This window comes from Altererythrobacter sp. B11 (assembly GCF_003569745.1).
In the GTDB taxonomy this organism is placed as follows: domain Bacteria; phylum Pseudomonadota; class Alphaproteobacteria; order Sphingomonadales; family Sphingomonadaceae; genus Croceibacterium_C.
In genome coordinates this window covers 858008-870776 of sequence record NZ_AP018498.1, presented here as the reverse complement: position 1 = coordinate 870776, position 12769 = coordinate 858008, and the positions used below count along the sequence as shown (strand labels likewise).

Annotated in this window: 13 protein-coding genes and 1 pseudogene; 1 reads left to right on the top strand and 13 read right to left on the bottom strand. The window is 65.2% G+C overall.

Annotated elements, in window-relative coordinates:
• Positions 1–26 precede the first annotated feature (26 nt).
• A protein-coding gene (locus tag AEB_RS04190) for an IS3 family transposase (protein ID WP_119081383.1) occupies positions 27–1198 on the top strand; the annotation gives its coding sequence in 2 pieces (ribosomal slippage) (positions 27–291 and positions 291–1198; 1173 coding nt in all).
• A gap of 61 nt (positions 1199–1259) precedes the next feature.
• Here the strand turns inward: AEB_RS04190 and AEB_RS04185 are convergent.
• The 13 genes and pseudogenes from AEB_RS04185 to AEB_RS04125 form a co-directional block, all read right to left on the bottom strand.
• A pseudogene (locus AEB_RS04185) lies at positions 1260–2048 on the bottom strand (IS5 family transposase); the annotation flags it as partial.
• Positions 2049–2208: 160 nt separating this feature from the next.
• A complete protein-coding gene (locus AEB_RS04180) occupies positions 2209–3129 on the bottom strand; it encodes a HEPN domain-containing protein (protein ID WP_119082071.1) in 921 nt (306 codons plus the stop codon).
• Between the two features lie 180 nt (positions 3130–3309).
• A complete protein-coding gene (locus AEB_RS04175; protein ID WP_119082070.1) occupies positions 3310–3741 on the bottom strand; it encodes a CopG family transcriptional regulator in 432 nt (143 codons plus the stop codon).
• Complete coding sequence (locus AEB_RS04170) at positions 3738–5729, bottom strand: conjugal transfer protein TraG (protein ID WP_119084447.1); 1992 nt, start codon at positions 5727–5729, stop codon at positions 3738–3740. The genes AEB_RS04175 and AEB_RS04170 overlap by 4 nt, the downstream gene beginning before the upstream one ends.
• A gap of 99 nt (positions 5730–5828) precedes the next feature.
• Positions 5829–6545 (bottom strand): RES family NAD+ phosphorylase, encoded by a 717-nt coding sequence (locus AEB_RS04165; RefSeq protein ID WP_197714471.1) that lies wholly within the window; start codon positions 6543–6545, stop codon positions 5829–5831.
• Positions 6532–6963 carry an antitoxin Xre-like helix-turn-helix domain-containing protein gene (locus AEB_RS04160; protein WP_119082069.1) on the bottom strand — a complete coding sequence of 144 codons (432 nt, stop codon included), beginning with the start codon at positions 6961–6963 and terminating at the stop codon, positions 6532–6534. The genes AEB_RS04165 and AEB_RS04160 overlap by 14 nt, the downstream gene beginning before the upstream one ends.
• A gap of 69 nt (positions 6964–7032) precedes the next feature.
• Entirely contained in the window at positions 7033–8802 is a 1770-nt protein-coding gene (locus AEB_RS04155) for a relaxase/mobilization nuclease domain-containing protein (RefSeq protein ID WP_442858050.1), read from the bottom strand.
• 213 nt (positions 8803–9015) lie between these two features.
• Complete coding sequence (locus AEB_RS04150; RefSeq protein ID WP_119082067.1) at positions 9016–9696, bottom strand: lytic transglycosylase domain-containing protein; 681 nt, start codon at positions 9694–9696, stop codon at positions 9016–9018.
• A gap of 4 nt (positions 9697–9700) precedes the next feature.
• Positions 9701–9970, bottom strand: a complete 270-nt coding sequence (locus AEB_RS04145; protein ID WP_231958901.1) for a DUF736 domain-containing protein — start codon at positions 9968–9970, stop codon at positions 9701–9703.
• A 58-nt stretch (positions 9971–10028) separates the two neighbouring features.
• Entirely contained in the window at positions 10029–10610 is a 582-nt protein-coding gene (locus AEB_RS04140) for a S26 family signal peptidase (RefSeq protein ID WP_119082066.1), read from the bottom strand.
• On the bottom strand, positions 10607–11128 hold the full coding sequence (locus tag AEB_RS04135; protein WP_442858058.1) for a DUF2840 domain-containing protein: 522 nt from the start codon (positions 11126–11128) through the stop codon (positions 10607–10609). The genes AEB_RS04140 and AEB_RS04135 overlap by 4 nt, the downstream gene beginning before the upstream one ends.
• Positions 11129–11289: 161 nt before the next feature.
• Complete coding sequence (locus AEB_RS04130) at positions 11290–12171, bottom strand: replication initiator protein A (protein ID WP_119082064.1); 882 nt, start codon at positions 12169–12171, stop codon at positions 11290–11292.
• 6 nt (positions 12172–12177) lie between these two features.
• Positions 12178–12450 (bottom strand): helix-turn-helix transcriptional regulator, encoded by a 273-nt coding sequence (locus AEB_RS04125; protein WP_119082063.1) that lies wholly within the window; start codon positions 12448–12450, stop codon positions 12178–12180.
• Positions 12451–12769 lie beyond the last annotated feature (319 nt).

Sequence of the window (12769 nt, the reverse complement as noted above, 5' to 3'; positions counted from 1 at the left end):
ATCCCGACCTGAGGAATGGACGGGAAATGAAGAAGACGAGGAAGCGGTACAGCGCAGATTTCAAGGCGAAGGTGGCGCTGGAGGCGCTCCGGGGTGACCTGACCCTGGCCGAGCTGGCAGCGAAGCATGGCATCCACCATACGATGATCGCGGCCTGGAAGCGCCAGGCTGTCGAGGGAATGGGGAGCACGTTCTCCGGAGCCGGCGATGCAGCCAAGGCAGCCAGCGAGGCCGAGGTGGAGAAGCTGCACGCCAAGATCGGCCAGTTGGTCGTGGAGCGGGATTTTTTAGCCAAAGCCTCCGGTCGATGAGCGTGGCACGGAGGCGTTCGATGATCGAACCTGCTCACCACCGGCTGTCGATTGCGGCGCAATGCCGGCTGCTGTCGATCAGCCGGTCTTCCTATTATTATGCGCCGGTGCCGGAGACCGACGAGACGCTGGCACTGATGCGGATGATCGACGCGGCGTTCCTCGACATGCCATGGTATGGTAGCCGCCAGATGGTCCGGCACCTGCGCCGCGAGGGCCACGATGTCGGCCGACGACGTGTGCGGCGGCTGATGGCGAAGATGGGCTTGTCGCCGATTTACCAGCGCCCTCGGACCAGCGATCCGAACCCGCAGCACCGGATCTATCCGTATCTTCTGCGCAAACTGGTGATCGAGCGCCCCAACCAGGTGTGGTGCGCCGATGTGACGTATATCCCGATGCGCCGGGGCTTCTTGTATCTGGTCGCGGTGATGGACTGGGCGACCCGCAAGGTGCTGGCCTGGCGGCTGTCGAATACGATGGACGCCGGCTTCTGCGTCGCCGCACTGGAAGATGCGCTGGCGCGCTTCGGTAAGCCGGAGATCTTCAATACGGATCAGGGTAGCCAGTTCACCAGCTTCGCCTTCACCAGCGTGCTGCGCAACGCAGAGGTCAAGATCAGCATGGACGGTCGAGGCCGTTGGATGGATAATGTGTTCATCGAGCGGCTGTGGCGATCTCTGAAGTATGAATGCGTCTATCTCCACGCCTTCGAGACCGGCTCGGAGCTGCGCACTGGCCTCCGGCGATGGATCACCTATTACAACACGCAGCGACCGCACTCGGGTCTCGCCGGGCGGACCCCGGCAGAGGCCTACGGGCGGATCAGCGAACCAGATCATGGGGGGCATGCCCCCCATGATCTGACGACCAGACTGGCGGCATAATCACATCGGGGATTAGCTTAACTTCGTCGCCGACCTGTCCAAGAAGGCGGAACCACCTCAGGATTGAGGCGATGAAGAGCCATGCGGTTGCCGAGGCGATGGTCTGCTCGAAGTCCTTGGCGAGGCGACGGTTTCGGTTAAGCCAAGCCAGTGTTCGCTCGACGACCCAGCGCCGGGGCAGCACCTTGAAGCCTTTCGTCGCGTCGGACCGTTTGATGATCTCGACCGTCCACTTGCCGATCCGGCGCAACGCCTGGCGGAGCTTGTCGCCAGCATAGCCGCCATCGGCGAACACATGCCGTAGCCATGGGAAGCGATGGATGATTTCGGCTAGCACGAGTGGCGCGCCGTCACGATCCTGGATGTCGGCGGTGTGGATCACGGCATGAACGAGATTGCCATCGGTGTCGGTGAGGATGTGGCGCTTGCGCCCCTTTGTCTTCTTGCCGGCGTCGTAACCGCGAGGGCCGCCGGATTCCGTGGTCTTGACGCTCTGGCTGTCGATCACTCCGGCACTGGGCGAGGCTTCGCGACCATCCGCCTCGCGCCCGATCAGCAGCAGGGCGTGATTGAGCGAGAGCCACAGCCCATTGTCGCGCCACAGGTAGAACCAGCGCCGCACCGTCGAAACCGGCGGAAAACACGGCGGCAGCATCCGCCATGGCAGCCCGCCACGCAGCAGGTAGAGGATCGCCTCGATGATGCGCCGCAGCGGCCACTTGCGGGGCCGCCCTACATGCGAAGGCGGGGGAAAGAACGGCTCCAGAACCGCCCATTCGGCATCGGTCAAATCGCTTGGCAAAGCCAGGTCCGCACGGGCATAATGCGCCCGAGTGGTGTCGGTCCACATCGTCGAGCTCCGGAAGTTTGTAGCAAAACCCCCTGAATCAACGACTTGGGCAAGCGTCAAGCTAACCCGCTGATACCACTCAACTTAATTTTGGATCAGGCTCTAAGGGGCCGTAAATGAGAGCGCAAAGTGGACGAAATGAGGCCCTTTCTGACTTTGATTAAAGCGCCTCGCAGCGTAGCGCTTCGAGACGCTCCGAACACACCTCGTGCACCACGCGGCCGAGTTCTTCGACCTGCGCGCCAAGCCACTCAAGCTCTTCCTTCGTGATCCGATAGTGCTTCGAGTAGCGTGCCTTGACATAGGCTTCCTTGAGCTTCTCGAAACAAGCTCGGTCGCGTCTGGTCTCTCGCGGCCAAACATACGTCAGACGTGGATCAATCCGCTCGGCCTGGGTGCGCAGGAAGCCGAGATTGTGATTATGAGGGGTGTAGAAAGTGCAGACCAGCAGCAGGCAGTGATACAGGCGTTCTGCTGATTGGTGCATATTGAACGCAGCTTCCTTCAGCCCACCTTCCGCAATGAGAAATTCCGCTGCTTTTTTGAAGCGGTTAGAGCTCGGATACCACTCGTCGAAATACTCCTGCGCCATGGCCCGTGCCTGCGCGGGCGTCTTGGGTTTTGGCTGATGCAGTTCGGTGTCGTCGCACTGGTAGAGCGCGATCCCGTCCTTCGCGATATCCATGAAGAAGTAGCGTCCGTGCGCCAGCCCATCGTTCACTTCCTGAAGCGTGTGCACGATGAAGTTGACCGGCGTGCGCAGCGCTCCGGTGATCGCCAGCTCGCGGTCGAGCCGTTCTTCCAGCTTGAGCCAGTACTTGACGCGGTCGGCAATGCGCTTGTCATTGACGATGATGAGCAGGTCGTAGTCCGAACGGTAGCCCTTGGCGGTATGCGGCTCATCGACCCAGCCCCCGCGCGCATAGCTGCCGTAGAGGATGATCTTGAGGATCCGCGCCTTCTTCTTCCACTCGTGCTTTGCAAGCGCGAGTGCATCGCCAAATTCGTCGAACACAATCTCGACGACGCGTTCCAGTTCGCGCTGTTTGTTCGGAGGAAGATGATCGAGATCGGTGCGCATTGATTTACCCTTAGCAAGCTGCTGGAATGGTTGCACCCTTACAAATACTGCACGGTGCGATGACCGGCTCCAACAAGCGCCCTCTGCTCTTCGAGACCCGCCGAGCGGGGACTTTAAACGGCGCGGCCGACGACAACTTCGCCAAGCTGCTACCGATCTTTTCCGGCCCCGAGATCGTCTTCAGCCATGGTCCTCACCAAGATCGCCCACCCGTATCAGATCGTCCGCCAGATGCGTTTCGCGCTCCATGTGCCGGGCAAGCGCTTCGACAAAATTCTCGAACCGCTTCTCGACGCCGGCCCGGACCGCAGCCGAAGGCTGGCTTGCAGGCGGCGGCGTGGCGGCGAGCCATGTCCGAAGATACAGCGCGAAGGCTTCGTTGCCGACTTCCACGTGGTAATCGAGCTTCTGCAATTGCCGCGTGATCCGGTCGAGTCGCCGGCTGAAGGCGGCCTCCATCCGCTCGGACCCGTCGGGCGAAAGAAACGAGGCGATCGCCGCTTCGACCACCGATGCCTGCGATACCCGCTTGCGGCCGGCATAGTCGGCCAGTTGCCGTGACAGATCGGGCGGGAGCCGGAAGGTGTGCTTGATCCGGTTACCCTTGCTCACAGATCGATCCCATCGCCGGGATCGAGCGCGGCGCGCCGCGCATTGGCGCGCATCCGGTCCGTAATCTGCCTGTTTCTGACAGCATCGTCGTCATCCCGCCGGTCGGTGAAGTCGAACTCGTTGTGAGGCGGTGACCGGGGCGGCACCACGTCCTCGTGTTCCGGCAAGTCGGGCTCACGGCGAATGCCGCCCTCGCCCGCGGTGTCCAAACCGTCCACATCTTCAGGTGCCGGGCGAGGTCTCGGCCGGGCGTCCGGATGGGCGATCACATCGCCCCAGTCGCCGCTCCGGGTGCTTTCGGCCGATTGCTCCACGACTGGTGGACACTCGACCCGCTTCTTCAGTCTCGGATCGGCATAATAGCGCGCCTTCTTCGCGCGGATCGGATGGGCACCCGCCAGCATGACGATCTCGTCGGAATCGGGCAGCTGCATGATCTCGCCCTGGGTGAGCAGAGCCCGGGCGGTTTCGGTCCGCGAAACCATCAGGTGCCCGAGCCAGGGCGACAGGCGGTGCCCGGCATAATTCTTCATCGCGCGCAGCTCGGTCGCCGTGCCGAGCGATTCCGAGATGCGCTTGGCGGTGCGTTCGTCGTTGGTGGCGAAGCAGACGCGAACATGACAATTGTCGAGGATGGCATTGTTCTGGCCGTAAGCCTTCTCGATCTGGTTGAGCGATTGCGCGATCAGGAACGCCTTGATGCCGTAGCCCGCCATGAAGGCGAGCGCGCTTTCAAAGAAATCGAGACGGCCCAGCGCCGGAAATTCGTCCAGCATCAGGAGCAGGCGCCGGCGATCCGATCCTTCGTCGAGGTCTTCTGTGAGGCGGCGCCCCAGCTGGTTGAGGATCAGGCGAACGAGCGGTTTGGTCCGGCTGATGTCCGAGGGCGGAACGACGAGGTAAAGCGTCGCCGGGCGCTTCGGATCGACGAGGTCGGCAATGCGCCAGTCGCACTGCCGCGTAACACTGGCGATTACGGGGTCGCGGTACAGGCCAAGGAAGGACATGGCGGTCGAGAGCACGCCGGAACGCTCGTTCTCCGATTTGTTGAGCAGTTCGCGCGCGGCGCTCGCCACGACCGGATGTACGCCATCCTCGCCCAGATGCGGCGTTTGCATCATCGCGGCGAGTGTCGCCTCGATCGACCGCTTCGGATCAGAAAGGAAGGACGCGACACCTGCGAGCGTCTTGTCCTCTTCGGCATAGAGAACGTGGAGGATCGCGCCGACCAGTAGCGCATGGCTGGTCTTTTCCCAGTGGTTGCGCCGCTCGAGCGAGCCTTCGGGATCGACCAGCACGTCGGCGATGTTCTGCACGTCGCGCACTTCGCCGACGCCGCGCCGCACTTCCATCAACGGGTTGAAGGCGGCCGAAGCCTCGTTGGTCGGATCGAATAGGAGGACGCGGCTGAACTTGGCGCGAAAACCGGCGGTCAGTTCCCAGTTCTCGCCCTTGATGTCGTGCACGACCGCCGAGTGGGGCCAGGTCAGCAGTGTCGGCACGACGAGGCCGACGCCCTTGCCGCTGCGCGTCGGCGCGAAGCACAGCACATGTTCGGGCCCGTCGTGACGCAAGTAGAGATTGGCGCACTGGCCGATCACCACGCCCTTGCCAGCGAGGAGGCCGGCATCGGCGATGTCGGAGCGCGTTGCCCAGCGCGCCGAGCCGTAGGTCGCGCTATTGCGTTGTTCGCGGGCGCGCCACACCGACATGGCGATCGCGACCACCACCGAGATCAGCCCGCCCGACGCTGCGATCATGCCGCCGGTCTCGAATATGCGCGGGGCATAGGCCTCGTAACTGAACCACCACCAGAAGATCGCATAGGGCGGGTAGACCGGCATGCCGAAAGCGGTGAACCAGGCCCGGCCAAGCTCGGTCTGATATCCAAGCTCGGCAGCTGTCCATTGCGTACCGGCCCAGATGCCGCCCAGCGTCAGGGCAAACACGGCGAGGATCTGGCCCCACAGGATTCTGGTTGCCGACATGCTGTCTCCTTTTTGAGCAGGCAGCAGGCCGAACGGGAGCGTCATTTCAAGCGCGATGCCGGGCAGATCGCGGTCTGGCGCATGCAAAGAAGCGGGCGGCTAGAGAGCCTCGCAAGCGAACGCGGGTTCCCCGGCCCATGTCAGGCGGTACATGCTCCCTTGCGCGACCGACTGCACGACATTGGGCCACAAAGCGGCGATGCAGGTCCCGCCCGCGTGGCGGACCGAGGGATAGATCATCCCGTTATGCCCTTCGCGGCGCGCTTGAGCCGCAAGAGCATTGCCGGCCGGATAGCCCTTCGCCGTCTTGGGATCGAGGCCGGGATGATCGGGAAGATCGCGCAGATCGACGAACACGCCCGACATGCTGGCGATCATCTCGCCATACTCGACGACGGCATGGAAATCGCCCGCATCGGCCAGGGCTCTCGTCAGGTGATGGCCCACTTCGGCAATGCAGGTTTCCACCGCCAGGGCGGCGTACCAGGCACCGCGATTGGCGGGATTGAAACGGCCCGGCTCGCGCGGTTTGGCATAGGCGAAGCTCGCATTGATGAATCTGGCATGGGGCACGCCGTGAACGAGCTCATCGGCGGGCAGCGCCCCAAGCCCGCGTTCCTCGGCGATCAGCCGCCCGCTGGTCGCGCCTTCGATCTCGGCCAGAAGGACAAGATCGTCAGCATCGTCGGCCAGGGGTGCCATGACCGCTGCGCGCAGCCGCGCGCTCGGCACAAGCCTGATGGTCCGCTCGAAGGCCTCGCGGATCGTCGGAAGGTCGGCGAGAGGCAGGTCGGCCGGCTCCTCAGAGCCCGCCACGAAGCGCGTCGATATACTGCCGGGTTTCCAGCATGCGCGGGATGCCGCCGGCGATCATCGCCTGCACCGGGGAAAGCCGGTCGAACACCGGCGCTGTGTTCGCCAGCTTCGGCCAGCGATCCGCCATGTCGTCGGCGAACAGGAGATGCAGCCCCTTGAACAGGCCGATCAGCGCCGAGGCGCGGGTCAGCTGGTCCTGGCTGAGCGTGCCGTCCCATGTCCCGGCCTTCATCCGGTCCCAGGTGCTTTCCGACACACCGAGCAGCGCCGCACCTTCCGCATTGCTGCCGTCCCAGGCATCGACGAGCCGCAGTACCGCCTTTACCGCGGCGCCGGTCAGGCGGCGGCGATCATCATCGCTGGCAAAGGTCTGAAGTCCGCGCCGGGCTTCGACTTGCTGAAAGGCTGCAGTGGCCATATCGCATCTCCTGATGCGTTTATAGGCATCACATGGTGTGGTTGTCAAGATTTGCGTGATTGGGACGTATCAAAGGGCCGGACCGCGCGAGCGGGCGAAACTCCAGTCGACACCGCCGCGCTGGTTGATCCGGCCGCTCACTTCCTGGCCCAGATGACGTTCGAGATCCTGCCGCCAGGGGACAAGCTGGAACCCCATGCCGTTGTCGATCATGGCGAAACGGCCCGAAGCGAGCGATACGCGCTCGCGGTAGATGCCGGCCACATGATCACCGGCCTCGGTCGGCTGCGCGACACCACCATGGCGTGCGGCCAGGGCCTCCTCTGTTTCCGCGAGTTCGCGATCGCGCAGGGTATCAAGGAGACCTCGCGCAAAGACGATGCGCTGCCCCTGTCGCTTGGCAAGGCCCCCATCGATCAGAACCTGCCCCCGCCGGGCCAGGGCATCGCGAACCTCCGAGCCGAACCCGCCTGCCAGCGGATGCGGCTCAGGCGAGACGAGCTGGCGGTCGAGCCATGTCGCGCCGCGCGCCTCGATCTGGCTCGCGATCGAGAGGTCCGACCGCGTCAGCAGGCTGGCCTGCTGTCGTCCCTTGCGATCGGTCCATGTGCCTGTCTCGACGATCGCGCCGGGTGCGGCATCGCCGGTCCGCTCGATGTCGGGAAAGCGCAGATGATGCGCGCGGCCGTCGATCCCGTCTACGATGACATAAGCCTCGCCGGTGAGCTCGTCGTGCAGTCCGCGTTCGACCAGCCTTCCTGTCAAGCGCTCGCCGCCGGATCGCGCATGCACACAGAAGCGTCCGTCATCGCCGCCATGCTCCTGCCCGGTCATCGCCCGGTGCATGGTTCTGATGATGTCTCCGCGATCGCCGAGCTCGCGAAGCGTCGGCTCAAGGTCTCGCGCCAGCGTCCAGCTGGCGGCTCCGACTTTTTCGGCCAGCCCCATGCGTTCGAGCACCTGCGCACGGCCCAACAGGAATGTGCGATCCTTGCGCCTGCCCGAAGCGCCCTCGGGCCGGAGATCGACAACACCGTGCGCGTCCCGCTCTTTCTGAAGACGGCGGTCGAGACCGGTCCAGCGCTCGGCGTCGATCTCGCGGCGAAGCGCTTGTCTGATATCGCGCTCGCTGCGCGGACCCAACTCGATAGTCGCGCGCTCCTCGGCGCGGGCGCGCAGCCCTTCGCTGATGTAGCCACGATCGATGACGAGGTCCCTCCCATCGTCGGCTATCCCGCGGACCAGGACATGGATGTGAGGGTTGTCGGTGTTCCAGTGATCTACCGCCACCCAGTCGAGACGCGTATCGAGGTCGCTGGCCATGTCCTCCATCAGCTCGCGGGCGAAAGTGCGCAGATCGGCCAGATCGTTCGCGTCCTCCGGCGAGACGATGAAGCGGAAGTGGTGCCGGTCGTCCTCGCAGCGCTGTGCGAAGGCGTCGCCATCGGCACGGTCGGACCGCGCATCGAACATCTGTCCCGACGATCCATCGCGGGTCACTCCGTCGCGTTCGAGATAGGCGACATGGCGGGTGAGCGGCGCCGAACGAAACCGGGCACCCCGGTGCCGCACGACCCGCGCCTTGATGACGACGCGCCTGCGTAACGCGTTGCGACGGGACCGGAGCGCGGCGGGACCGCCGCGTCCGAGATGCCCGGTGCCCCGGCCGGCTCTGCCGCGTCCAAGCGGCGTAAAGCCTGCCCTGCGCGAGACCTGGAGCACGCGCCCGACAAGCGAGTTGGCCTTACGCCAGGACCCCGCTCCGCTGTCGCGCGAACGGCCCGGCCTGATATCGAAGTCATCGCCATGCATGGGCAGCGCATCCGGACGACGGCGCATTTGCCGCTGAATTCACGGGGGAATTGCGGTGTAGCGACGGCAGGGCCAGAGGCGCGACGGCGCTGAATGTCAAAGAAAACCAACCACCTGCAGCCCGCCCGACGGCGCTGCTTTTATCTCGCCATCCCCCCTTTCCCTTTCCAATGGTCCTGCTCGTCCTTCGCCAAGCTTCGCCAGTCGACGAAGTTCCGCGCTGCGCTGCGCAGACCGGCGTCATCGGTCGCTGACCGTCGAGATGGGTGCGAAGAGGTCGTGTGTCGGCTCGACCGGACGGGCGAAAGGGTTTGCCGGGTCGTCGGTTTCGCCGTGCGCGAGCGCTAAAGGCTCCGGGCCCGCAAGGCTTACCTCGACCGGCAAGACCACGTTCGCCGCCGGCTCCGCGGCTGCCAGGAAAATGCGATCCGTCAGCAGCAGCGACGTCACTCTCGCGACATACTTGCGGGTTTCGAGCGGGAGCGGACGCCGTGCGGAGAGCCACTGCTCGTAGCGACCGGGCCCTGCATTGTAAGCCGCGAGGAAGCCTTTGGTACCGTAGCGATCGAACATCTCGCGCAGGTAGGATGCCCCCGCCAGAATGTTGTCGCGCGGATCGAACGGGTCGTTGCCGAGTGCGAACCGGGCGCGCTGGCGCGCCCAGGTTCCGGGCATAAGCTGCATCAGGCCCATCGCTCCAGCGGACGAGACCGCGCGCGTGCGCCCGGCACTTTCGGTCCGAATGACCGCATAGATCCAGCGCTCGGGAAGGCCGAAGCGCCGCGCGGCCTCGCGCACGTGCGTGGCGATGTCGATGCGCCGCGTGCGCCGATCAATGGCAGCTGGCTGTGCCGATGCCGGCGCCGGGCAGTTCAGTGCGAGCAGCGCGAACGCGGCCAGGATGCGTCGTGACCCGTGCACCGGCTCAGTCCTTCGCCTTGCGCCGGGCGGGACGCGACCACATCAGGACATGCGCGTTCGCGTCGGACCGAAAAAGATTGGCGCGCAGCGGCTGTATCAGGACCGGATCGTCGATCACGACCGCGACAAAAGGTCCGGCCTTGTCGCCGACATGTTTCCAGCCCGCCCCGACCTCGTAAGCGGCGTCGCCTTCGCCAGCCATGATCCGGTAGTCCGGCGCGTTGTCGGCATCGCCGGGCTCGACCGCCACCATGGTCAGCGCGCTGTCGATCAAGAGGGTCTGCAAGCGCCCTCGAAGCCATCCGGGGTCGCGACAAAGGTACCGATGCAGTTCATGGAATATCTCCTTCATTGACGGTGGGGTGGGAATTTCGTGGTGGCCCGGCGAACCAGACGTGCGCGCCGTCACCGGCCTCGTCGGTCCAGACCGGGCGGGCGCGCCCGATGATGCGATCACGCCGCAGCGGCCCGAAATAGCGTCCGTCGAAGCTGTCCGGCGCGCGCAGATTCATCACGAAGATCTCGCGATCGGCGATGGTCCGGCACCCGCGCCAGGCGGGCAGGACGCGCCCCATCCGGTCGCGTGCGCGCGCCGATCCGGCCGGGCTACCGTTGATCGTGATCGCAAGACCATCGCGGCAGACGACGTCGCCAGGCAGTGCCGCGAGCTCCTTGATGAGCGGCACGCCCGCGGGAAGGTAGCCGCGCGATGCGAGATAATCGCGCAGCAGGGATGGAGGATCGAGTGCGACCCGTTCGCCGATATGCAAGCCGGCTGTATCGCCGATATAATAAAGCCCGGTCGGGACGCTGGCCGTCACATTCCACACGAGCACGCGCGGCAGCGGCGCGGCGACGCTCAGCAGAGCCGCTGCGGCGACCGCGCCGGCAACAAGGACCGTGCCGCGCTTCACGGCCAGAGCTTTCGGCGCCGGAGCCAGACGCGATGCCGTCCTGGCGCATAGGCGCGCGGCGGCAGGCCCGCTGCGAGGCGATTGTGCACATGGCGCCAGTGATCGGGCGCGGTGTCGCACGGGTCGGTGCCGCCCGCTTCGACCGCATCGATCAGCGCAAGGACACGGCGCACGCGTGGCCAGCCGCGCACCGAGAGCAGGAGCTCTCCGCCCGGATCGACTTGTGAAACTGTCGTATAAGGCTCGGTTCGACCGACTGCGCGCACGATGTCCAGCGTCGAGCGCACGGTTCCGTAGTCGTTGGCTGCCCAGCGCACGAGCGCGAAGAGCTGGCCCGAAGCGTAGCTTTCGATGCGAGTCCGGCGATCGACGATGCGCTCGGCGACCGGTTTGCCGAAGCGCAGCCAGTCCTCGCAAACCCCCTCCTGCCACACCAGCGTGACGTGGGTCAGTGGCGGATTGGCAAAGTGCGTGCTTGCACCTGCCGCGGGCGGAGCCGAACTGTCGTCGGCGCACAGGCGCCGTGTCGTTAGCAGGAATCCATAGGATTCCTTGTTAGGATAGTTAAGGGGCCCGGAAGCGCAGCAATTCCGGGGCTTTGCGCACGGTTTCGGTTCCCGATAGTCCGAACTTCCGGTTCCCGATAGTCCGAACGGCGCGGTTCCTGATAGTCCGAACATCACCCGCACTTTTCCACAGGGGCCATGCCGATCCGGCGCCTGGCGGCGTCGAAGGGATCGACCGGCAACGGCGTGAAGTTCAGGCGTTCGCGGCCGAGCTGATGGTCGAGCGCGAGCCGATAGCCCGGGAGCGGTTGCCGCCGGACGATCTCGCGGATGTCGAAGGCGAACCGCTTCAGCGGCGAGAGCGCGCCGGATTTGAGATGCAGATGAGCGATGTCGAAGCTCCACCCGCCCTTCTGCCTGCCTCCGTGCTTGCGCACGATGCGGTAGAGCCAGCGTTCGAGCCCGCCGGTCAGCTGGAAATAGGCCGGATCGATCGTCAGCACGAGCGCCCGGTCGAGCACCCCTTCGTAGAACCAGTCGGGCACGATCATCTCGATGCCGAGGGCGCGGCCGTCCTCGTCGAGCCGCTCGCGCCATTCGTTGATCCAGGAGAAGCGATGGCGCCGACGCGCGCCGCGCTGGCGGATCGAGGTGGCGATGCTCGTCGATTGCAACCGGTCGAGCGCCGCCCTCAGCCGCTCGTACCCGGCCTTGCCGGTGCCGCGCCCGGTGAAGGCGAGTATCTCGTGCGGCGTTGCGGCGATCAGCCGCGAGGTCGGTCTGTTGCCATCGCGCGCCTCGACGATCTGGCTGGCCACCCAGATCAGCACGTCGGCGTCCCAGATGGTCGCCATGCCGTGTTCGACCGTCGCCTCGACCAGGATCGAGACTTTGCCCATGCGAAAGTCGATCGGTTTCACCCGCTTCGATTTCGCGAGGCTGAAGAAGGGCCAGGCCATCAGGTCCTGCGCATCGCGCGCGGCAATGTCGCCTCCGACCCCGACGAAAAGGTCGAGCTGCTCGGCGGCGCGGGCAAAGGTCCGGCGGGCACGCATGCAGCCTCAGCGCCGGACCGCGCCGGTGTAGCCGTCGATCCGCTTGGCGGGATGGACGATGCCCCGCCCGGGATCGCTGGTCGAATGGCGCAGGCCCTGCTCGGCCCATGCATCGAGATCCTCGCGCCGGTAGACGATACGTCCGCCCAGCTTGTGATAGACCGGACCGGTGCCATAGCACCTGTGTTTCTCGAGCGTGCGCGGCGACAGCCCCAGATGCACCGCGGCATCGGGTGTGCGCAGAAACCGGGGTCGGACCGGGTCGGGAACGGTTGACATGAACACTCTCCGCAAGGCTTCGGCGGCTGCGGCAAGCTGCCGCCGGTCGCAGAGGGTGATGGCGCATGCGGGGAGCGGCGCAGGAGCGACAGATTTGCGGGTTCGTATTTGTCACCCCCCGCGCGCGGCACCGCGGACATCCGATCGCCGACCGAGAAAGATTGCCGCCGCGCGGGGCCGACACAAACTGCACCTGCGGACAAGGCGTCGGCCAAGGTCCGCGTGCGAAGCAAGGGAGCGGGGCCTGTCGCTCCCGCCGCTTTCGCGCCGGTCCGACCCGGCGTCGGTTCGCAAGTGCATGCGGGGCCCCAAAACCGAT